The sequence below is a fragment of the Azohydromonas lata NBRC 102462 genome (assembly GCF_001571085.1).
Taxonomy (GTDB): Bacteria; Pseudomonadota; Gammaproteobacteria; order Burkholderiales; family Burkholderiaceae_C; genus Azohydromonas; species Azohydromonas lata.
Map to the genome: position 1 here is coordinate 21,030 of NZ_BCTC01000044.1, position 19,572 is coordinate 40,601.

General features: G+C 70.0%; 21 protein-coding genes. 2 read left to right on the top strand and 19 right to left on the bottom strand.

Annotated elements, in window-relative coordinates:
• Positions 1-8 precede the first annotated feature (8 nt).
• The 19 genes from ALA01S_RS16150 to ALA01S_RS16240 all read right to left on the bottom strand — a co-directional run bounded on the left by ALA01S_RS16150 (position 9) and on the right by ALA01S_RS16240 (position 16,958).
• Positions 9-1,019, bottom strand: coding sequence for an NADH-quinone oxidoreductase subunit B family protein (locus ALA01S_RS16150; protein ID WP_066338091.1), 1,011 nt, complete (start codon positions 1,017-1,019; stop codon positions 9-11).
• On the bottom strand, positions 1,016-2,488 hold the full coding sequence (locus tag ALA01S_RS16155) for a sigma-54-dependent transcriptional regulator (protein WP_066338094.1): 1,473 nt from the start codon (positions 2,486-2,488) through the stop codon (positions 1,016-1,018). Before ALA01S_RS16155 ends, ALA01S_RS16150 begins: the two co-directional genes overlap by 4 nt.
• Positions 2,489-2,965: 477 nt before the next feature.
• Positions 2,966-4,030 carry a hydrogenase expression/formation protein HypE gene (gene hypE, locus ALA01S_RS16160; protein WP_066338097.1) on the bottom strand — a complete coding sequence of 355 codons (1,065 nt, stop codon included), beginning with the start codon at positions 4,028-4,030 and terminating at the stop codon, positions 2,966-2,968.
• A 29-nt stretch (positions 4,031-4,059) separates the two neighbouring features.
• Complete coding sequence (gene hypD, locus ALA01S_RS16165; RefSeq protein WP_066338099.1) at positions 4,060-5,217, bottom strand: hydrogenase formation protein HypD; 1,158 nt, start codon at positions 5,215-5,217, stop codon at positions 4,060-4,062.
• Positions 5,218-5,228: 11 nt separating this feature from the next.
• Positions 5,229-5,501, bottom strand: a complete 273-nt coding sequence (locus tag ALA01S_RS16170; protein ID WP_066338100.1) for a HypC/HybG/HupF family hydrogenase formation chaperone — start codon at positions 5,499-5,501, stop codon at positions 5,229-5,231.
• On the bottom strand, positions 5,492-6,736 hold the full coding sequence (locus ALA01S_RS16175) for a Kae1-like domain-containing protein (protein WP_169805939.1): 1,245 nt from the start codon (positions 6,734-6,736) through the stop codon (positions 5,492-5,494). The genes ALA01S_RS16170 and ALA01S_RS16175 overlap by 10 nt, the downstream gene beginning before the upstream one ends.
• A gap of 20 nt (positions 6,737-6,756) precedes the next feature.
• Positions 6,757-7,842 (bottom strand): hydrogenase nickel incorporation protein HypB, encoded by a 1,086-nt coding sequence (hypB, locus tag ALA01S_RS16180; protein ID WP_066338101.1) that lies wholly within the window; start codon positions 7,840-7,842, stop codon positions 6,757-6,759.
• A gap of 44 nt (positions 7,843-7,886) precedes the next feature.
• Positions 7,887-8,231: a hydrogenase maturation nickel metallochaperone HypA gene (gene hypA / locus ALA01S_RS16185; protein WP_066338102.1), complete on the bottom strand. Its 345-nt coding sequence runs from the start codon at positions 8,229-8,231 to the stop codon at positions 7,887-7,889.
• The gene (locus ALA01S_RS16190; protein WP_066338106.1) at positions 8,224-9,330 is read right to left on the bottom strand and encodes a hypothetical protein; all 1,107 of its coding nucleotides are present in this window, start codon (positions 9,328-9,330) and stop codon (positions 8,224-8,226) included. Before ALA01S_RS16190 ends, hypA begins: the two co-directional genes overlap by 8 nt.
• Positions 9,327-9,863, bottom strand: a complete 537-nt coding sequence (gene hybE / locus ALA01S_RS16195; protein WP_066338125.1) for a [NiFe]-hydrogenase assembly chaperone HybE — start codon at positions 9,861-9,863, stop codon at positions 9,327-9,329. Before hybE ends, ALA01S_RS16190 begins: the two co-directional genes overlap by 4 nt.
• A gap of 14 nt (positions 9,864-9,877) precedes the next feature.
• Positions 9,878-10,102 (bottom strand): rubredoxin, encoded by a 225-nt coding sequence (locus tag ALA01S_RS16200; protein ID WP_066338128.1) that lies wholly within the window; start codon positions 10,100-10,102, stop codon positions 9,878-9,880.
• Positions 10,099-10,992 (bottom strand): hydrogenase expression/formation protein, encoded by an 894-nt coding sequence (locus tag ALA01S_RS16205; protein ID WP_066338130.1) that lies wholly within the window; start codon positions 10,990-10,992, stop codon positions 10,099-10,101. The genes ALA01S_RS16200 and ALA01S_RS16205 overlap by 4 nt, the downstream gene beginning before the upstream one ends.
• 20 nt (positions 10,993-11,012) lie before the next feature.
• Complete coding sequence (locus ALA01S_RS16210; protein ID WP_066338132.1) at positions 11,013-11,504, bottom strand: thioredoxin domain-containing protein; 492 nt, start codon at positions 11,502-11,504, stop codon at positions 11,013-11,015.
• A gap of 30 nt (positions 11,505-11,534) precedes the next feature.
• Positions 11,535-11,870, bottom strand: a complete 336-nt coding sequence (locus ALA01S_RS16215) for a HypC/HybG/HupF family hydrogenase formation chaperone (protein ID WP_066338133.1) — start codon at positions 11,868-11,870, stop codon at positions 11,535-11,537.
• 6 nt (positions 11,871-11,876) lie between these two features.
• A complete protein-coding gene (locus tag ALA01S_RS16220) occupies positions 11,877-12,554 on the bottom strand; it encodes a HyaD/HybD family hydrogenase maturation endopeptidase (protein ID WP_084267628.1) in 678 nt (225 codons plus the stop codon).
• An 11-nt stretch (positions 12,555-12,565) separates the two neighbouring features.
• Positions 12,566-13,297, bottom strand: coding sequence for a Ni/Fe-hydrogenase, b-type cytochrome subunit (gene cybH / locus ALA01S_RS16225; RefSeq protein WP_066338134.1), 732 nt, complete (start codon positions 13,295-13,297; stop codon positions 12,566-12,568).
• Positions 13,298-13,346: 49 nt separating this feature from the next.
• Entirely contained in the window at positions 13,347-13,943 is a 597-nt protein-coding gene (locus tag ALA01S_RS16230; RefSeq protein WP_066338141.1) for a HupE/UreJ family protein, read from the bottom strand.
• 29 nt (positions 13,944-13,972) lie between these two features.
• Positions 13,973-15,829: a nickel-dependent hydrogenase large subunit gene (locus ALA01S_RS16235; protein ID WP_066338143.1), complete on the bottom strand. Its 1,857-nt coding sequence runs from the start codon at positions 15,827-15,829 to the stop codon at positions 13,973-13,975.
• Between the two features lie 37 nt (positions 15,830-15,866).
• Complete coding sequence (locus ALA01S_RS16240) at positions 15,867-16,958, bottom strand: hydrogenase small subunit (protein WP_066338145.1); 1,092 nt, start codon at positions 16,956-16,958, stop codon at positions 15,867-15,869.
• 352 nt (positions 16,959-17,310) lie between these two features.
• On the opposite strand from ALA01S_RS16240, the gene ALA01S_RS16245 reads away from it, so the two are divergent.
• The gene (locus tag ALA01S_RS16245; RefSeq protein WP_066338147.1) at positions 17,311-17,982 is read left to right on the top strand and encodes a TetR/AcrR family transcriptional regulator; all 672 of its coding nucleotides are present in this window, start codon (positions 17,311-17,313) and stop codon (positions 17,980-17,982) included.
• A 506-nt stretch (positions 17,983-18,488) separates the two neighbouring features.
• Positions 18,489-19,331: a TIR domain-containing protein gene (locus ALA01S_RS31905; RefSeq protein ID WP_157119046.1), complete on the top strand. Its 843-nt coding sequence runs from the start codon at positions 18,489-18,491 to the stop codon at positions 19,329-19,331.
• Positions 19,332-19,572: the final 241 nt, after the last annotated feature.

Consider the following 19,572-nt stretch of genomic DNA (forward strand, 5'->3'; position numbering starts at 1 on the left):
TGCGGGTCTCATTTCAGCCGCGTGCGCCGCACGGCCGGCGGCACCACGATGCGGTCGGCCACCGCGTTGTGCTTCACGCGCTTGGGCGTGGCGCTCTTGGACAGGGAGGCCAGCGCCACGAACCAGGCCTTGGGCATGTCCGTGGGCAGGCCGATGGGGATGCCCGCCACCTTGGGCGTGACGTGGAAGGGGTGGTGCGGCTCCTGGAAGCCCGGCTCCGTGCAGCTCACGCAGGCGTAGCCGCCGCGCGTGCACGAGCCCTCGCCGTTCCACAGCCGCGTGTTGCAGTCGGCATGGGCCTGCGTGCCCTTGCAGCCCATGTGTTCCATCATGCAGCCCAGGTCGCTGGGCTTCTCGGCACTGGCCTTGAACTCGTAGTACTCGTTGCGCGTGCAGCCGTGGTGGACGAGCTGGTCGGCGTAGAAGCGCGGGCGGTTGAGCGGGTCCAGCTCGGCGGCCGACAGCAGCCCCTCGGCCAGCGCCATGAGCGTGTCCAGCACCCAGCCCGGGTGCGTTGGGCAGCCCGCCACGTTGACCACCGGCAGCCCGCTGGCCGAGCGGAACTCCGCGCCCAGCAGCCCGCCCGCGTGCTCGTCCTCGTACTGCAGCCCGCAGGCCTCGGTGGGGTTGGGGTCGCCGGCCGACACCCCGCCCCAGGCCGCGCAACTGCCTATGGCCACCACGTGGCGCGCCACGCCGGCCAGGCGGCGCACCCAGGCGATCATGGGCACCTGCGTGCCGGCCAGGTGGTGAAAGCGCCCCGTGCCGTTGGGCCCGCGCAGCAGCGCCCCTTCCACGCACAGCGCATCCACGCGCACGCGGCCCTCCACGCAGTCGTCCAGCAGCTTGCGCACCTCGTGGCCGCTTTCCAGCGACAGCGAGGGGTGCCACAGCAGCTTGATGCCCGCGCCGCGCAGCATGGCGTGGAAGTCGGTCGTGTCCGCGCACAGCAGCGACATGCTGCAGCCGCCGCAGCCGCCGGACTGCAGCCACAGGACGTTGAAGGGTTCGCGGTTCATGATTTGTCCTCCAGCCCGTAGCGCAGCAGCTTGGCCCGCAGGCCCACGCGGGAGAGGCCCAGCTCCCGCGCCGCGTGTGTCTTGTTCCAGCGCAGCCGCAGCATCACCTCGCGCAGCAGCATGGCTTCCACCGCCTCCAGGCGCTGCGCCAGCGTGCCGGAGGCTGGCAGCGCCACGCCGTTGCCGCCATGGCCCTTGCCCGCCGCCGTGCTCACGCCGGCCTGGCCGTGCAGCACCTTGAGCGAGAAGTGGCGCGCGGGCACCACCTCGCCGTCGCTCAGCGCCGCGGCGCGGCGTATCTCGTTGCGCAGCTCGCGGATGTTGCCCGGCCAGGGGTAGCCCATGAGCACCGGCGTGGCATCGTCGGCAAACGACAGGCCCTGGCGGCCCAGCTCCAGGCCGACGTCGTGCAGCAGCCGCCGCGCGATGGGCGGGATGTCGGCCACGCGCTCGCGCAGCGCCGGCATGCACAGCGTCACGCCGGCGACGCGGTAGTACAGGTCTTCGCGGAAGCGCCCGGCGCGCACCTCGGCCTCCAGGTCGCGGTGCGTGGCGGCCACCACGCGCACGTCCACCGGCACCGGCGTGGCCGAGCCCACGGGCCGCACCTCGCCCTCCTGCAGCACGCGCAGCAGCTTCACCTGGAAGGCCGGCGAGGTGTCGCCTATCTCGTCCAGGAAGATCGTCCCGCCGTGCGCGCGCTGGAAGAGGCCGGGGTGGTCGTCGTAGGCGCCGGTGAAGGCGCCGCGCTTGTGGCCGAAGAGCTCGCTTTCCAGCAGCGTGTCGGCGATGGCGGCGCAGTTCTCCATGACGAAGGGCGCGGCCGCGCGCGGGCTGGCGTAGTGGATGGCGCGGGCCAGCAGCTCCTTGCCGGTGCCCGACTCGCCCAGCACCAGCACCGGCAGGTCGTAGCGCGCCATGCGCTCGGCCATGGCGCAGATGCCGTCCAGCGGGCTGCCCGGGGCGCGCTCTATGCGGTCGAAGTCGAACACCGCGCGCGCCTTGGCCAGCGCCTCGCTGCGGCGCTGGCGCAGCACGGGCGTGGCGGTGCGCATGTCCACGTCCAGCCGCTGCAGGCTGCGCTGCAGCGTGCGCGTCTCCACGGCGGCGCGCACGGTGGCCAGCAGCGCGTCCGGCACCCAGGGCTTGAGCACGTACTGGTGGATGCCCGCCTCGTTGAGGCCGGTGATGATGTCCTCGCTGTCGGTGTAGCCGCTGACGATGATGCGCACCGACTCCGGCCAGCGCTGGCGCGCCTCCTTGAGGAAGTCCACGCCGCTGAGGCCGGGCATGCGCTGGTCGCACAGGATCACGTCCACGTCGTGGCGCTCCATCTGCGCGCGGGCGTCCTCGGCGTGTGGTGCTTCGAGGATGCGGAACTCCTCGTCCAGCGTGCGCCGCATCGCTTCGCGCGAGCGCGCCTCGTCATCGACGACGAGCACCACGGGCAGCAGGTCAGGAAGGTTCATGGCGTTTTCACTGCTGGGCTGACGCAGGCGAAGCGGGGGATTTTCCCCCGGCAAGTGTTGGCGGCATGAAGGGGGCGGGCGGTGGGCAGAAATTCGTGACGGCTGCACGAAGTTGCTTGGGCGAGGTGCCAGGGTGGGTGCGAGGCTTGGCCGCCAGCCGCCAGCCGCCAGCCGCCAGCCGCCAGCCGCCAGCCGCTCCGTTGCCCCACTGCTTCGTCATTCCCGCGAAGGCGGGAATCCAGGCGGCCCCCAAGTCGGCCGCAAGCTCACAGGCGGGCGTACCCAGGTGCCATCCCCGGCATTCCTGCGTGTCTCTGCGCTCCGGCGTGGGGCCGCCTGGATTCCCGCCTTCGCGGGAATGACGAACAAGGGTGCGAAGCGGCCTGGCTTACGGGATGCGAACAGCACCCTTTGCGAACGGCACCTCATGCCAACGGCACTTCCTGCCAGCGGCATCTGCGACGCCAAGCCCATCCCTCAACAAATCCGCGGCAACTGCTCCCCGCTGAGCCAGTCCACCACGCGGCGCCCGCCCAGCCGGGTCGCCATCTGCACGAAGCGGTGCGGGTCTTCGGTGACGGTGCCTATGCGCGCCGCCCCCGCGCCGCGCGGATGCGCGCGCATCGCCGCCAGCACCGCGTCCGCCACGTCAGGCGCGCAGATGCACACCAGCTTGCCTTCGTTGGCCACGTACAGCGGGTCCAGCCCAAGCAGCTCGCAGGCCGCGTCCACCTGCGGCAGCACGGGGATGTCGGCCTCCTGCAGCAGCATGCCCACGCCGGACTGGCGCGCGATCTCGTTGAGCGTGGTCGCCAGCCCGCCGCGCGTGGGGTCGCGCAGCACGTGCAGGTCGCCCTCGCGCCCCGGCAGCGCCGCCAGCAGGGCGGCGACCAGCCCGTTGAGCGCGGCGGTGTCGGAGACGATGGCCGTCTCGAACGCCAGCGACTCGCGCTGCGACAGCACCGCCACGCCGTGCTCGCCCACCGTCCCGGACACCAGCACCACGTCCCCCGGCCGCGCGTTGGCGCCGCACGTGTCCACCCCCGGCGCCGCCACGCCCACGCCCGTGGTGGAGATGAAGACGCCGTCGCCCTTGCCCTGCTCCACCACCTTGGTGTCGCCGGTGACGATGGCCACGCCCGCCTCGCGCGCGGCCGCGCCCATGGAGTCGGCAATGCGCTTCAAGTCCGCCAGCGGAAAGCCTTCTTCCAGGATGAAGCTGGCCGTCAGGTACAGCGGCGTCGCGCCGTTCATGGCCACGTCGTTCACGGTGCCGTGCACGCTCAAGCACCCGATGTCGCCGCCGGGGAAGAACAGCGGCGAGATGACGTGCGCGTCCGTGGCCACCACCAGGCGGCCGGCCGCGGGCAGCGGCAGCGCCGCGCCGTCGTGGCCCTGGCGCAGGAAGGGGTTGTCGAAGGCCGGGAGAAAAATCTCCTCGATCAGTTGCGTGGAGGCCCGCCCGCCGGCGCCATGGTTCATGTCCACGCGCCCGGTTTTCACGTTGAGCGGGCGGACGTAGTCCTTCTTGATCGTGCTCATGACGGCTTGCAGCTTGTTCTTGTGAAACGTCAGGCGGCCACGACCGGGATGTCCCGGAAGCGCCCATACGAGTAATGCGCCGCGCACGCGCCTTCGGAGGACACCATGCACGACCCCATCGGGCTCTCCGGCGTGCACACCGTGCCGAAGAGCTTGCAGTCGGTGGGCCGCTTCACGCCACGCAGGATCTCGCCGCAGGCGCACTGCTTGTGGTCGGCCACGGCACGGTAGGTCAGGCCAAAGCGCGCCTCGGCGTCGAAGCGCTCGAAAGCCGGCTTGATCTTCAAGGCGCTCATCGGCACCTCGCCCAAGCCGCGCCACTCGAAGCTCTCGCGCAGCTCGAACACCTCGGCCACCACGGCCTGCGCCGCGGCGTTGCCCTGGCGCGTGACGGCGCGGCTGAACTCGTTTTCCACCTCGGCGCGGCCCTCGTTGACCTGGTGCACCAGCATCAGCACGGCCTGCATCACGTCCAGCGGCTCGAAGCCGGCGATCACCACGGGCTTGCGGTAGTCGCGCGCGAAACCTTCATACGGCGCCGAGCCGATGACGATGCTCACGTGCGCCGGGCCCACGAAGCCGTCCAGCGGCACGGTGCGCCAGTCCTTGACTTCCGGCGAGTTCAGGATGTGCGTGATCGCCGCGGGCGTGAGCACGTGGCAGCACAGCACGCTGAAGTTGGGCAGGTCCTCCTGGGCCGCCTGGCGTATGGCCAGCGCGGTGGGCGGCGTGGTCGTCTCGAAGCCGATGGCCAGGAACACCACCTCGCGCGCCGGGTTGGCGCGCGCCACCTGCAGCGCGTCGGCGGCGGAATAGACCATGCGGATGTCGCCGCCGCGCGCCTTGGCGCGCATGAGCGACAGCGGCTCGCCCGCGGCCGCGCCGGGCGAGGCCGGCACGCGCATGGTGTCGCCATAGGTGCAGACGATGGCGCCGCGCTCCAGCGCCAGCTGGATGGCCAGGTCGATGCGCCCAATGGGCAGCACGCACACCGGGCAGCCCGGGCCGTGGACCATGCGCACGTTGGGCGGCAGCAGCTCCGTCACGCCGTAGCGCGAGATGGCGTGCGTGTGCCCGCCGCAGAACTCCATGAAGGCGTAGCTGCGCTGCGGGTCGGCCTCGGCGGCCAGGCGGGCGGCGATCTTCTGCGCGATGGCGCCGTCGCGGAACTCGTCGATGTACTTCATGGCGGTGCGGCTCAGGCGCCGGTGGTGGAAGTGGGCGCGGCCACGGCGGCGGCGTCCGCCGCGTCCAGTGCGGCCAGCTCGCCGAACAGGGCCAGGGTGCGCTCGGCCTCCTCGGGATCGATCATCCCTATGGCGTGGCCGACGTGGACGATCACGTAGTCGCCCTCCCGGGCGTGTGGCACCAGGGCGATGGAAATGCGCTTGCGCACGCCGCCGAGGTCCACCACGGCGTCCGTGTCGCCCTCGGTCAGGCTGACCACGCGGGCCGGTAAAGCTAGGCACATGGGGAAGTCTCCGTCGGGGGTTGGCGGTGGTCGGGGTTGTCGTTGGATGAAGCTGCGGCCGCAGCGCAGGGGGCGTCCCGGGCGTCCTCGCCCCCGCCCTCCTCCTCGGCCAGCCGCAGCGCGGCGGCCCAGGCCTGGCCCAGGGCCAGGCCGGCGTCGCCGCAGCTCACGAGCTGCGGGCGCAGCACGGGCAGCCGCATGGCGTCCAGCGCGAGCTGCAGCCGCGTGCTCATCGCGCGGTTGAAGAAGCAGCCGCCGCCCAGCGCCACCTGCGCGGCGCCGTGGTCGCGCGCGGCCTGCCAGGCCCAGCCGGCCATGGCGTCGGCCAGCTGCACGTGGAACAGCGCGGCGGCCTCGCCGGTCTGCCCCGCGTCGCCCAGGGCGGACACGCACTCCAGCAGCGGCAGCAGCGACAGCGTGCCGTCCGGCAGCACCTCGGTGAGCGGGATGTGGGCCAGCGTCTCCACCAGCGCGGGCTGCGTGGCCATGGTCTGCGCGGCCAGCCGCTCCAGCGCGATGGCGGCCTCGGCCTCCGCGGCCTGGCGCACCGACAGGCCCAGCAGCCCCGCCGCCGCGTCGAACCAGCGCCCGGCGCTGGTGGACTCCGGGCAGTTCAGGTGCCGCGCCAGCATGGCCGCCACCATGCGCGCCGCGCCCTCGCCCACGGCCGTGCCCAGCCGCGCCGGGATGTCCGGCCCGCGCCCAAGCGCGTGCAGCACCGCGGCGGCCAGCCGCCAGGGCTCGCGCGCGGCCGCGTCGCCGCCGGGCAGCGCCAGCGGCTGCAGGTGGCCCAGGCGGCGCCATTGCGCGCCCCGCACCCACAGCAGCTCGCCGCCCCAGGGCAGGCCGTCGGTGCCCAGGCCCACGCCGTCCAGTGCCAGGCCCACCAGCGCACCGGTGATGCCCTGCTCGGCCTGCACCACGGCGATGTGCGCGTGGTGGTGCTGCACGGCCAGCGCCGGCACGCCCAGGCGCGCGGCCAGGGCCTGCGCCAGCCGCGTGCTGTGGAAGTCGGGGTGCAGGTCGTGCGCCACGGCGTCCACGGGCCCAAGCGCCAGCAGCCGCTGCACCGAGTCCTCCAGCGCCGTGCAGGCCGCCGGGTCGTCCAGGTCGCCGTGGACGGGGCTCAGCAGCACCTGCGTGCCGTCCACGCGGCAGGCGGCGTTCTTGAGCCAGGCGCCCACGGCCAGCACCCGGCGCGGCGCGGGCAGCGGCAGCCTCAGCTCGGTGTCCATGGCGGGGGCGGGGCGCGGGCTCAGCTCTGCGCGGCCGCGGCCGCCGCGGCGCGCCACTTCTGCAGCTCGCGCTCCAGGTCGGCAATGCGCTGCTGCAGCGCCAGCTCGCGCTCGCTGGGCGCCGGCACCACGGGGCGGGGCTCCTGGCCCGCGTGCAGCAGCCAGTGCAGCCAGGCGTCCATGCCGTCGCCGCGCGTGGCCGAGACCTGCAGCACCTCGATGGCCGGGTTCACGCGGCGCGCGTAGGCGATGCAGCGCTCCACGTCAAAGCTCACGTAGGGCAGCAGGTCCACCTTGTTGATCAGCATGAGCTGCGCCGCGGCGAACATGTCGGGGTACTTCAGCGGCTTGTCCTCGCCCTCGGTCACCGACAGCACCGCCACCTTGGCGGCCTCGCCCAGGTCCCACAGGGCCGGGCACACCAGGTTGCCCACGTTTTCTATGAGCAGCAGTTGCTGCGCGTGGTCGTGGTCGTGGTCATGCGCGTGAGCGTGCGCATGGCCGTGATCGTGGCCATGGTCATGCGCGTGGCCGTGGCCGTGCGAATGGTCGTCGTGCCCATGGTCGTGATCGTGCGCGTGGCCCTGCGAGTGCCCGTGGGCATGCCTGTGCTCATGCCCATGCGCATGGCCGTGGGTGTGCAGCCTTTTGAAAGCTTCGGCCACCATCTGCGCGTCGAGGTGGCAGCCCTTGCCCGTGTTGACCTGGATGGCCGGGGCGCCGGTGGCGCGGATGCGGTCGGCGTCGAAGCTGGTCTGCTGGTCGCCCTCGATCACGGCCACCTGCAGCCGCGGCTCGCGCGCCTTGAGCAGCGCGATGGTGGCGCACAGCAGCGTGGTCTTGCCGGAGCCCGGGCTGGAGACGAGGTTGAGCGCCGTCACGCCGTGGCTCTTGAAGTGCGCGCGGTTGAGCGCGGCCAGGCGGTTGTTCTCGCCCAGCACGTCGGCCTCGATCTTGATGGCCCGCTCCTGCGACATGCCGGGCACCGAGACCCGCGCCGCGCCGGCGCCGAAATGCAGGTCGCCGCGCTCGTCGGCCACGGCGGGGCTGGCCGGCTGGCCGCCGGGGGCGGCACCGTTGTCCGCGCATCCACAGACCACACACATGACGGGTTCTCCTTGTACTCAGGGGTTGGGCGATGGCGGCGCGTTCAGTCGTGCACCGTCATGTCCACCACGCGCAGCTCCGTGCCGCCCGTGGGTTGCAGTTGATGGCCGCCGCAGCCCGGGCAGGGGTCGGCGCGGGCTTCAAGCTCCACCTCCCCGCCGCAGCGCATGCACCAGGCGCGGCCCGGCGGTTCGGTGATGTCGATGCGCGCGCCTTCCAGGCAGGTGCCCGGCGCCAGCGTCTCCAGCGCGAAGCGCAGCGCCCGCACCTCCACGCCGGCAAAGCGCCCGGCCTCCAGGCGCAGCGTGGAGACGCGGCTGAAGCGCTCGCGCCGCGCGGCGTCTTCCACGATGCGCAGGATGCCCCCGGCCAGGCTGACCTCATGCATGTGCCGTCTCCTGGTCCTGCCGGCGCGCCTGCGCCTCCCAGCCCATGCACGGGTCCAGCGCCAGCACCAGCGACTGCACGGCGCGTGCGTCCTGCGCGGCGTCACGCACGTCGCGCAGCGCGCGGGCGGCGGGGCCCAGGGGGTCGAAATTCCAGTCGGTGGGCGAGACCACGCGGCAGGCGGCCACGCGGTGGGCCTCGTCCAGCGCCACGGCGTGCACCAGCAGGCCGCGGGCGGTCTCGGTCCAGGCCAGGCCGGTGCGCCCGCCCGTGTTGACGGCGCCGCAGGCGAGCAGCCCCGCGCCGGTGGCCGGGCCGTCGGGGCTGGCGAGGCGAACCAGGTCAGTCAGGCGGCTGGCGAAGAACATCCAGGCATTGTCAACCCGGGCCGCTTCCCGATCGCGCTGCCGGCACCAGGGGCCCGTGGCATATGGCACACCGCCGGCGCCCTGCAACGGTGCATCGGCAGCCAGTTGCGCGGCCAGCGCCAGGGCGCTGCCGTCCCGTGCGTGCAGCCGCAGCGCGCGGTGCGGCAGGCGCAGCGCCGAGGCCCAGGGCCACAGCCGGCGCAACAGCCGCGCCACGGGGCTGCGCGCGGTGACGGACCACTCGCGCAGCCAGGCTTCGCCGTCGCGCTCCCAGGCGGCCAGCCAGGTCGCAACGGGCATGGACAGCAGGTCCGACGCCAGCCACTGCGCCAGCGCCGCGGCCGACACCTCGCCGCCGCCCTGCCACAGCGGGCAGCGCTGCAGCACCACCGGCGTGGCCGGCGACAGGTCCACCACGGGCGGGGCATCGACCAGCAGCCGCCGCACCTGCTCCTGCGCGGTACGCCACTGCAGGGTGCGTGCGTCCGCCTCCGGCGGCGGCGGCAGCTCGGCCCCGGGGGCGGCACGCGCGGCTTCGACGGCGCGGCGCGCCGTGAGCACGTGCGCGTGCCCGCACAGCGTGAACAGCGTGCCCAGCAGCGCCGGTGCGGCGTCGGCGGGCCGGCCCACGGCCAGCCGTTCGGCGCGGCGCACGCCCAGGCGCCGGATGTTGGGCAGCGGCTGGCCGACTTGCAGCAGCAGCCGCCCGGCCAGCGCGTCCAGCGGGTTCATCGCGCACCCGCCTGCGCACGGCGGCCGAACAGCAGCCCGCGCCGCGTGGGCGCGCCCGCCGCGGGCGGAGCCGGCACCACCGTGGCCGCCGCGACCGGTGCGACCGGTGCGACCGGTGCGGGCGCGACGTCCGCTTTCACCGGCGCCCCGCGCAGCGCCTGCAGCGCCGCCAGCGCCACGGCGCGCGCGGCGGCCTGGTCCTGGAACTCGAACATGGGAGAGAACAGCGAGCAGGCCTCGAAGCGGCAGCCCGCTTCCTCGGCGCCCAGGAAGGACAGCGTCTCGCCCCCCAGCCGCCGCAGCCGCGAGGCGCCCAGGGCCAGCGCCGGCGCGTCGCCCGGCGGCAGCCACAGCAGGTTCATGAACCAGGGCGTGACGAGCACGCCCAGCACCCCGGGCAAGCCCTCGTCGCAGCATTGCGGTGCAAAACCCAGGGCCTCGGTCTTCAAGCCCGCGTGCAGCACCGGCACGCCCGCCATGCGGGTGCGCGCGATGTGCTCGAAGGCGCCGACCAGCATCTCGACGCGCTGCATGGTGGCCGTGCCCGTCAGCCGGCAAGGACCATGAACTGCTCGGCGTCGCCGTCGCACACCGGGCAGCGCCAGTGCGGCGGCAGCTCGGCGAAGGGCGTGCCGGGCGCGATCTGCCAGGTGTCGTCGCCCAGCGCGGGGTCGTACACCCACCAGCAGATCTTGCACTCCAGCCGGGTGTCGGCCGCCAGGCGGCTGCGGTCGCCCAGGTAGCTGCCTTCGAAGCGAACGGCCTCGGTCATGCCGCCACCTCCGGCGCCGCCGGCACTTCCGTCACCCACTGCAGCACCTCTTGCAGGCGGTGGTGCGAGTCGGCCAGGTCGTCCGGCGCGGCGCAGGCGGCCTGCGGCATGTCGGTGATCTCGACGGTGTTGAGGATCACCGTGTCCTGCGAGTTGTAGTAGACGACGCGCCAGCCGTGGCGCAGCCCCGCGTTGGTGATGCGGCAGTTGCCGTAGCCGCGCGAGAGGATCAGGACCCGGCCCGTGCCCACGCGGTGGTCTATGAGGCCGATGTCCAGCGGCGACACCGGCAGCAGCGTGAGGTTGACCACGTGCGGCTCGGCGCCGGGTTGCCAGGAGCGGGCGGCGTCCTCGATCTCGACCAGGATCTGCGCCGCGTTCATCGCGTCCGCCGGCAACGGATCAGGCAGCGCGGGGGCGGTGAAGGCGGCCGAATCGGCCGCGGCCGCTTCGCGCAGCACCTGCGGCACGGCACCGGCTTCGAGGCAGTCGCTCACCACGCGGCCCTCGGACAGCGTGGTCACGCGCCACACGCCGGCAAACACCGACTCCTGCACCTGCACCTCGACGCCGCCGTCCTGCGCGGGCAGCACGCGGGCGCCGACCTCGCCCTCGCCCATGACCTGGTTGACCAGCGCCTGGTCCTCGGCCGACAGCCCGGCCAGCGTCACGCAGCGCGTGCCGCCCTCGCTGCACACCAGCGCCAGCGCGCGCAGCGTCTCGCGCAGCACGCGCTGCGCCTCGCCGTGCGCGGCCACCTCCTCCGGTTCGGGCAGCGGCGGCGCGCGGTAGGTGTCCATGCCCTGGGGCATGGTGATGTAGTCCAGCGTCTCGTCCTCGGCCTGGCTGCCGGGGCCGAAAGGCACGACGGGGATGGGAAAAGCCTTCATGAGCCGTCTCTCCTGCGGTTTCAGGCGCAACCGGCGCCGGCGTCGGCGCTGACCACGGCGATGCCTATGCCGGGAATGCGCGTGGGCTCCATGGCCAGGATCTCCTGCACGCGGGTGACGAACACGTTCCAGTCGTGCATGCCCGCCAGCGTGCTGACGTAGCGCCCGTCGCGGACGAACACCAGCGAGGGCCAGCGGTTGGCGCCCAGGCGCTGCGCCACCGCCCCTTCGGCCGAGCGCCGCGCCACGCCCATGGCGAAGCGGCCCGGCATGGCGCGCAGGATCTCCGGCAGCACCACCGCCACGTCCAGCCCCTCGGGGAAGCGCACCGGGTCGCCGGCCAGCAGCAGCACGCGGTCGCCGCCGCCGTGGATCCAGTCGTCCAACGTGCGCTCGTCCACCCACTGCGCGCCGTGGCGCTGCACGAGGCTGGCGATCACGGCGGGCGTGTCGGGTTCGGCGCTCAGGTTGGGAGCGGCGCTGTCAGCCACCCCGGATACAGCTTGGTTCATGGCTGGTTCCATTCAAGGGAATGCGTGGGTTCAGTCGGTGCCGCCGCCGCTGCCCCGGTAGGGCGCGCCGGCCAGCGCGGCCACGTCGTGCGCGCTCATGGCCGAGGGCAGCGTGAAGCCCGGGTCGTCGGCGAACAGGGCCTGCCCGCCCAGGGCGCCGGCCAGCAGGTCCAGCGCGGCGTTCACTTCCGCGGCGCGCTGTGGGTCCATGCGCTCGCGCGCGGCGTCCAGGAAGATGAGCAGCCAGTCGCCGGGGGCCACGTCGCCCACGAGCGCCGTGTCCACCTCGCGCTGCTCGCCGCGGCCCTGCACCTGGGCGCGCAGCCCGGCGGCGCGCAGCACCTGCATGGGAATGCCTATGCACATGGCGGCTCAGTCCCCGGCCGGCGCGGCGGGCATGAAGCGCGCGTCGCCCACGCGGCAGGCGGCTTCGGCCGTGGGCCGCCCGCCCTCGTAGCGCTCCAGCGCCAGCGAGGGCAGCGTCACGCCGTCGACCTCGGCCGCGGCGCCATCGCGTGCCCGCGGCTCGGCGCCCCAGTCACGCAGCGCCTCGACGCCCAAGGCCAGTGCCTGCTCCATGGCGGCGCGAACCACCGGGCGCAGGCTGCCGCCGTAATCCTCCAGCTCCTGCGGCTGGCAGCCCACCAGCAGCACGCGCTCCGGGTAGTGCCCGGTGAGCTGCGCCAGCGACAGCACCTCTTGAAAACCCGTCTGGTGCAGGCTCATCTTCTTGGCGCCGAGGAAGCGCGGCACGTCCTTGTCGCGGACGACCTTGAGCGTGCCGGGCTCCAGCCCGTAGTCGATGGCGTCGAAGATCAGCAGTTGGCGCGCGGCCTGCACGTGGTGCAGCAGGTACAGGCCCTGCGTGCCGCCGTCCACGAGCTGCACGTGCGGCGCGAAGTCCCAGCGCTGGCCCAGCGCCTCCACGCAGCGCACGCCGAAGCCCTCGTCGGCCCACAGCAGGTTGCCAATGCCCAGGACGACGATGGGCGCGTAGCCCTCGGCGCAGGGGTCGGCCGCGCCGGTGCGCGGGGTGATGCTCTCGACCATGGCGCGGGCTCTCAGTCCTTGAACGTGCGGTAGCCGGAGATCATGGTGCTCACCACGCTCTGGCGGCCCATGATGTCCTCGCGGATGGCGGCGTACACGTGGACGATGATGAAGGTCACCATGATCCACAGCCCCAGGTGGTGCCAGGTGTGCACGTCCTGCGACTGGCCCATGAGCGGGATGATCCAGCCGAAGGCCTTGTCGGCCCACGAGCCCATGCCCAGGCCCTCGCCGTAGAGGGCGAAGCCGGTGGCGATCATGAACAGCGACAGCAGGATGAACACGAAGAACATCGCGAAGCGCGCCAGCGGGTTGTGGCCCACGTAACGGTTGGGCTGCGGGATGAGGAAGGCATACCACTTGAGCATGGACACGATGTCCAGCCAGTAGGCCTTGCTGAAGATGGGCACCGAGAACAGCTCGCGCGCATGGTGGTTGCCCACCAGCGCCCAATACACGCGGCCCGCCATGGCGGCGGCGAACACGTAGCCCGCGGCGAAGTGCGCGAAGCGGATGTAGCCCATCAGGAAGTGGTCGCTGGCCTCGCCCGGCAGGGTGGGCAGCGGCGAGCCTATGAAGTAGCCGGTGACGCCCAGCACCGTGATGGCCAGGACGTTGATCCAGTGCCACAGGCGCACGGGCGCCTCATAGACGTAGACCGAGCGTATGGGCGAAGCCTGCTTGAGCTCGCGCGCGTCGGTGCTCGGCAGGTTCTTCAACTGCTCTTGAGGCAGAGCGGACATGGCTGTCTCCTCTTGTCTTGCTGGTGGTTGGGCTGGGCGCCTGAGGCGCTTACAGCCGCGCGGCCAGCAGGGCCAGGCCGCCGGTGCCGACGGCGGCGCCGATGAAGCTCCAGGCCAGCGCGGGCAGGCGCTGCAGCCTGGCGGCCAGCCACAGGCCCGCCAGGTGCAGCGCGGCCGTGGACGCCGTGAAACCCAGGGCGAAGGCGGCGAAGCCGCCAAAACCACCCATGGGCGCCTCGGCGCCGTGGGCCAGGCCGTGGAACAGCGCCGTGGCGCCCACCAGCGCCAGGCCGGCGCGTGCGGGAATTTCGCGGGCGCCGGCCACCAGCGCGCCACAGAGCACGACGCTGGCGGCGATGCTCAGCTCCACGCCGGGCAGCGACACGCCCCCCAGCGCGGCCAGCGCCGCGGCCAGCAGGGCCGCGACGAACACGGCCGGCCCCTGCCAGCGCTGCTGCGCGGGCAGCGCGCGGGCCGACCACAGGCCCACGGCCACCATGGCCAGCAGGTGGTCCAGGCCGAGCAAGGGGTGCGTGAGGCCGTCGGCCAGGCTCGCGGCGTGGCCGGGGTGGGCGGCTGCGGTGCCGGCGGCGCCGGCCAGGGCCAGCGCGGCGGCGGCGCGCGACAGGATGCGGGAATGCTTCATGGCGGTTTCCTTGTCTTGCACGCGCTGCTTCAGCGCACCTTCACCGTGGTCAGCTCGCGGCCGTCCTCGCTCATCACGTGCGTGGAGCAGGCCAGGCAGGGGTCGAACGAGTGCAGCGTGCGCAGCACTTCCAGCGGCTGTTCGGGGTTGGTCATGGGGGTGCCGAGCAGCGCGGCTTCGAAGGCGCCGATCTGGCCCTTGGCGTCGCGGGGGCTGCCGTTCCAGGTGGTGGGCACCACGCACTGGTAGTTCTCGATCTTGCCCTCCTTGATGCGTATCCAGTGGCCGAGCTGGCCGCGCGGCGCGGCCACCAGGCCCACGCCCTTGGCCTCCTTGGGCCAGGTGGACGGGTCCCACTTCTCGACGTTGGCCGTGGCGGTGTCGCCGGCCTTGATGTTGGCCACCAGCTCGTGCCAGTCGTTGCCCAGCATCTCGCCGCAGTACTGGCTCTCCAGGCAGCGCGCCAGCGTGCGGCCTATGGTGGAGGGCAGCATCTGCTTGAGCGTGTAGTCCGTGGCGGGCAGGCCCAGCGCCTTGGGGAAGGCGTGGTTGATCATCTCGGCCGCGTACTCCAGCTGCTCCTTGGGACGCTGGGCGTGCTGGTTGCCCTTCTTGGCGTGGGCGTAGGCCAGGATGTAGCGCGACAGCGGGCCCACCTCCATGGCGTGGCCGCGCCAGCGCGGGGCCTTGATCCACGAGTACTTGGCGCTCTCGTCGATCTGCTCGATGTTGGTCTTGCTGCCCTTGGTCTTGGCGCCGAGCTCGAAGTTGGACTCCGTGACGCCGTCCCAGGGGTGCAGGCCCTTGGACTCGTCGGCGTACTTGTACCAGCTGTGGGTGACGAACTCCTGGACCTGCTCGGGGTCGCGCGGGTCCACCGGATGGATCTCGTCCCAGTTGCCATTGAGGATGGCGCCGCCGGGCAGCTGGTCGGTGGACTTGTCGTAGTTGACCTTGGGATATTCGCCGTAGTCGCTGACGTTGGTGGCCGCCAGCCCGCCGCCGTGCAGCCAGCCCGCCTGCTTGTACAGCGTGCCTATGGCCAGCACGTCGGGCAAATAGACGTTGCGGTTGAACGTCTCCATCTCGTCGATGCGGGCCTTGATGAAGTTCAGGCGGTCCATGGTGATGGGCGCGCCCACGGCACCGTTGCCGTCGAGGTTGATGGCGCAGGGCACGCCGCCCACCAGGTAGTTGGGGTGCGGGTTCTTGCCGCCGAAGATGGTGTGGATCTTGACCCACTCCTTCTGCAGGTCCAGCGCTTCGAGGTAGTGCGTGACGGCCATGAGGTTGGCCTCAGGCGGCAGGATGTAGGACTTGTTGCCCCAGTAACCGTTCATGAAGGGGCCGAGCTGGCCGCTTTCCACGAACTTCTTCAGCCGGTTCTGGATGTCGCGGAAGTAGCCCGGCGAGGACAGCGGGTGCGAGGGCGAGACGAGCTGCTGCAGCTCGCTGGTCTTCTTGGGGTCGGCGTTGAGGGCCGAGACCACGTCCACCCAGTCCAGCGCGTGCAGGTGGTAGAAGTGGACGACGTGGTCGTGCACCTGCAGCGTCTTGGCCATCATCTCGCGGATGAGGTGGGCGTTCTTGGGGATCTTGATCCCGAGGGCATCCTCCACCGCGCGCACCGAGGCCAGCGCGTGGCAGCCGGTGCACACGCCGCAGATGCGCTCGACGAAGGCCCAGGCGTCGCGCGGGTCGCGGCCCTTGAGGATGACTTCCAGGCCGCGCCACATGGTGCCCGTGGAGACGGCGTTGCGGATGACGTTGTTGGCGTCGAGGTTGACCTCGCATCGCATGTGGCCTTCGATGCGGGTGACGGGGTCCACGACGATGCGGCGGCCGCTGTCGTCGAGGTTGAAGCCTTGGGTGGCGTAGCTGGTCATGGCTTGTTCTCGTGATGCGTTGCGGACTGCCGGCGTCTCAAGGCTGCGTGGTGGTGGTGTTGGCCGCCGTGTCGTGCTTGTGCGAGGCGCGCTTGATGGCCGAGACGGCGGCGTGCGCGGCCACGGCCGCACCCACGGTGCCCGCGGCGGCCATGCCGACCTGGTCGGCGTTGGCCTCGATGCCGAACTGGTGGATGGTGGTGAGCCGCTCGTAGAAGGAGCCCTTGTCCCAGAAGCCGTCCTCGGAGCAGCCAATGCAGCCGTGGCCGGCCTTGATGGGGAAGCTCGTCCCGCCGTTCCACTGCACGGTGGAGCAGGCGTTGTAGGTGGTGGGGCCCTTGCAGCCGACCTTGTAGAGGCAGTAGCCCTTGCGCGCGGACTCGTCGTCCCAGGCCTCGACGAACTGGCCGGCGTCGAAGTGCGGGCGGCGGTAGCACTTGTCGTGGATGCGCTGGCTGTAGAACATCTTGGGCCGGCCCTGGCGGTCCAGCTCGGGGATGCGGTCGAAGGTCAGCATGTAGGTGACCACGCCCGTCATGACCTCGGCGATGGGCGGGCAGCCCGGCACCTTGATGATGGGCTTGTCCGTGATGACCTGGTGCACGGGCACGGCGCGCGTGGGATTGGGCTTGGCGGCCTGCACGCAGCCCCAGGAGGCGCAGGAGCCCCAGGAGATGATGGCCTTGGCGTCCTTGGCCACGTGCTTGAGCTGGTCCACGAAGGGCCGGCCGCCGATGATGCAGCTCATGCCGTCCTGGTTCAGGGGCGGGTTGCCCTCCACGGCCAGGATGTAGTTGCCCTTGTACTTGGTCATGACCTCTTCGAGGATGGCCTCGGCCTGGTGGCCGGCGGCGGCCATGAGCACGTCGTCGTAGTCCAGCGAAAGCATGGACAGCACCACGTCCTTGGCCAGCGGGTGCGCGCTTCGGATGAAGGACTCGGAGCAGCAGGTGCACTCCAGGCCATGCAGCCACAGCACGGGCGTGCGCGGCTTGGTTTCCATGGCTTCGGCGATCTTGGGCACGAAGGCCGGACCCAGGCCCAGCGACGTTGCCGTCAGCGAGCAGTACTTGAGAAAGCTGCGCCGCGAAATGCCCTGGCGCCGCATCACCTCGTAGAAGGTTTCCATCGCTTGTCTCCCGTTCATGGAACTGCCGCCCTTCCCCTGAAGCGGGCGTCGCGGCCTGGGGATCACAAGTTCCATGCCGGTTGCGCGGCGCGCCGGCCATGCGCCGGGCCACCGCGCTAAGCCATTGAGGGCCATCAAGTTTTTGGGCCGGCCTTGTGGCGGTTTCGTGACGCGGGGGTGGCCGCTGTGGTCATTGCGCTGGCGGTGCGACGGCCGAAGTGCAAGGGCTGCTTGCAGTGCCGTTCACGCAGGAGCCGGCTGTGTCCGGCAAGTGGTTGCTAGGGTTTCCACTGAGATGCGCGTGTTGGGGATGTCAGCCGCCGCAAGGGCCGCCGCTCCTACACTGCCGGGGATGAACCAGACAGTACATTCCGCGTCGCGTACCGCGCCGGCCAAGTCGGAGGGCACGCGCACGCACGACCCGGAGCGGACCATGGCCGACATCCTGGCCGTGGCCACGCGCGAGTTCGCCGACAAGGGGTTGGCGGGCGCGCGGGTGGATGCGATTGCCGAGGCCACGCGCACCAGCAAGCGCATGCTGTATTACTACTTCGGCAACAAGGAAGGGCTGTACGTCGCGGTGCTGGAGAACGCCTACAGCGCGATGCGGGCGATAGAGGCCGAGCTGCACCTGGACGACCTGGCGCCGGAAGAGGCGCTGCGCAAGCTGGTGGCGCACACGGTGGACTACCAGCGCGAGCACCCGGAGTTCATCCGCCTGGTGATGAACGAGAACATGCACCGCGGTGAGTTCATGGCGCAGAGCAAGGTGATCCAGCAGCTCAACGTGCCGGCCATCGACGGCGTGCGCCGCATTTACGAGCGCGGGGTGGAAACCGGGGCGTTTCGCGCGGGGCTGGACCCGCTGGATATTCACATGTCCATCAGCGCCTTGAGCGTGTTCAACGTGGCCAACCGGCATACGTTTTCGCTGATTTTCAAGCGGGATCTGGAAACGCCGGAGGCGATCGAGGCGCGGCGGGAGAGTATTGTGGAGATGGTGGTCAGGTTTGTGCGGAAGTAATACAGGCCTTTGAGCCGCCGTGGAACGCGCATAAGAAAACAAAAGTGCTTGCCCGTTTGATTGCGGGCACGGCCAAGAATCGCCGTGATCGGCCCAGCCCACTGCTCGGTGCGTGACGTACTTCACGATATATCGGCGCGTGGCGTGTCAAGTCGACAAAATCGAAATATTTGCCAATAGGCTCTCCGGCTAAGCACGCCTTGAAAGCACGTTGGTGAGCGTTTACAGGAAGTTGACTGTCTTTTTTGTTACCCCGGAGGGGGAAACCCATTCCGCTCGAATCGAGCTTTCCAGCACTTGCCATGCGCTGGTGTCGGACGGAAAGCTTGACGCCGTGCTTGCCGAGGCTTTGGAGAGGTGGGAAAAGGTTGCTGGTGTCCAGGTCATTGATTTGTCTTGTCGGGACTCAGAAACGTCTTCATCGCAAAAAGGATTGCTCCTGCCGTTGAAAGATTAAGGCGTGGATACAGTCAAAGTCGGTGTAGTTGCCGAGTAAGAGAATATTTGTGGTCCTGAATGCAAAAAAAATTGCTGCAGTTGCCGTTGGCCAGCCAGAGTTGACTCCTGGAAAAGCAGTTGATTTGTTGCGCAAACATTCGAGCCTTGGGCTTGAAATTATGTCAAGCCGTCCCATTAATGCCGATAAATATTCGGTTTGGGTTTTGCTGGCCGGAAATTACTTGGGAAAGGCTTTTGGCCCTGATTCGCCAAATATTGCCTCGGTGATGAACATCGGGCGTTATGGTGGTTTTGCCATGGGGACTGGTGAAGCATGGTCGGATAACCATCGCGCGGAATCTCTCAAGACTCAAATCGCCAAGATCAATGTCTTGATTGAGCTTCTTGAGACGGAATGTGAGTTGCAAAAGAATGATGTTGTGGAGTCGGAACCCAATGTCAAGGGACGCCAGATATTCGTGATTCATGGCCGTGACCACCCTGCCCTGCGCGAAACGACCGGTTTTCTAGGGAAGCTGCAGCAAGAGGTTGTGGTTTTGCCTGAAAAGCCGGGTCAGGGAAAAACCATTGTTGATAAGTTTGAAGAGTGTGCGAATGTCGGGTTTGCTGTAGTTCTTCTTACGGCCGATGATAAGAGTGGTGTTAAATCGTCTGCGCGTGAAGGCTCGCATTCGCGTGCCCACAAGAATGTTATTTTTGGGCTTGGATATTTTGTTGGCAAGCTTGGAAAGAATAGGGTTTGCGCGTTGTTTGAGCCGGGTGTGGAGATTCCTTCCGATTGTGCTGACGTCTTGTACATTGAGATGGACAAGAAAGGTGCTTGGCATTTGCAGTTGGCCAAGGAGCTCAAGGCGGCCGGATTGCCCGTGGACATGAATGACGCATTTTGATCGTGGCCATACATAAAGCCTTGCGGCGCCGGGTTTGTGCGGATCAACGCGGGTTTTTCAGCTTATTGGCCTGTCCTATCTTTTCTTTTTTTGTGAATTAATTGGTTCCTTGCCGCCCGCGTGTGTAACGCCCGGCCCAGTTTCATTGCGGGTCCAGTGAAAATCCGACCTTTTGCCTGAGGCGTTTTGCTGCGCCGCAGCGTTTCGTCCGGAGGATGGCGCCCATCGGTGCCGAAAGCAT

Excerpts from the sequence above, each read along its gene's own strand:
- ALA01S_RS16150 (WP_066338091.1), bottom strand. The coding sequence starts at position 1,019 with ATGAACCGCGAACCCTTCAACGTCCTGTGGCTGCAGTCCGGCGGCTGC.
- ALA01S_RS16155 (WP_066338094.1), bottom strand. The coding sequence starts at position 2,488 with ATGAACCTTCCTGACCTGCTGCCCGTGGTGCTCGTCGTCGATGACGAG.
- hypE (WP_066338097.1), bottom strand. The coding sequence starts at position 4,030 with ATGAGCACGATCAAGAAGGACTACGTCCGCCCGCTCAACGTGAAAACC.
- hypD (WP_066338099.1), bottom strand. The coding sequence starts at position 5,217 with ATGAAGTACATCGACGAGTTCCGCGACGGCGCCATCGCGCAGAAGATC.
- ALA01S_RS16170 (WP_066338100.1), bottom strand. The coding sequence starts at position 5,501 with ATGTGCCTAGCTTTACCGGCCCGCGTGGTCAGCCTGACCGAGGGCGAC.
- ALA01S_RS16175 (WP_169805939.1), bottom strand. The coding sequence starts at position 6,736 with ATGGACACCGAGCTGAGGCTGCCGCTGCCCGCGCCGCGCCGGGTGCTG.
- hypB (WP_066338101.1), bottom strand. The coding sequence starts at position 7,842 with ATGTGTGTGGTCTGTGGATGCGCGGACAACGGTGCCGCCCCCGGCGGC.
- hypA (WP_066338102.1), bottom strand. The coding sequence starts at position 8,231 with ATGCATGAGGTCAGCCTGGCCGGGGGCATCCTGCGCATCGTGGAAGAC.
- ALA01S_RS16190 (WP_066338106.1), bottom strand. The coding sequence starts at position 9,330 with ATGAACCCGCTGGACGCGCTGGCCGGGCGGCTGCTGCTGCAAGTCGGC.
- hybE (WP_066338125.1), bottom strand. The coding sequence starts at position 9,863 with ATGCAGCGCGTCGAGATGCTGGTCGGCGCCTTCGAGCACATCGCGCGC.
- ALA01S_RS16200 (WP_066338128.1), bottom strand. The coding sequence starts at position 10,102 with ATGACCGAGGCCGTTCGCTTCGAAGGCAGCTACCTGGGCGACCGCAGC.
- ALA01S_RS16205 (WP_066338130.1), bottom strand. The coding sequence starts at position 10,992 with ATGAAGGCTTTTCCCATCCCCGTCGTGCCTTTCGGCCCCGGCAGCCAG.
- ALA01S_RS16210 (WP_066338132.1), bottom strand. The coding sequence starts at position 11,504 with ATGAACCAAGCTGTATCCGGGGTGGCTGACAGCGCCGCTCCCAACCTG.
- ALA01S_RS16215 (WP_066338133.1), bottom strand. The coding sequence starts at position 11,870 with ATGTGCATAGGCATTCCCATGCAGGTGCTGCGCGCCGCCGGGCTGCGC.
- ALA01S_RS16220 (WP_084267628.1), bottom strand. The coding sequence starts at position 12,554 with ATGGTCGAGAGCATCACCCCGCGCACCGGCGCGGCCGACCCCTGCGCC.
- cybH (WP_066338134.1), bottom strand. The coding sequence starts at position 13,297 with ATGTCCGCTCTGCCTCAAGAGCAGTTGAAGAACCTGCCGAGCACCGAC.
- ALA01S_RS16230 (WP_066338141.1), bottom strand. The coding sequence starts at position 13,943 with ATGAAGCATTCCCGCATCCTGTCGCGCGCCGCCGCCGCGCTGGCCCTG.
- ALA01S_RS16235 (WP_066338143.1), bottom strand. The coding sequence starts at position 15,829 with ATGACCAGCTACGCCACCCAAGGCTTCAACCTCGACGACAGCGGCCGC.
- ALA01S_RS16240 (WP_066338145.1), bottom strand. The coding sequence starts at position 16,958 with ATGGAAACCTTCTACGAGGTGATGCGGCGCCAGGGCATTTCGCGGCGC.
- ALA01S_RS16245 (WP_066338147.1), top strand. The coding sequence starts at position 17,311 with ATGAACCAGACAGTACATTCCGCGTCGCGTACCGCGCCGGCCAAGTCG.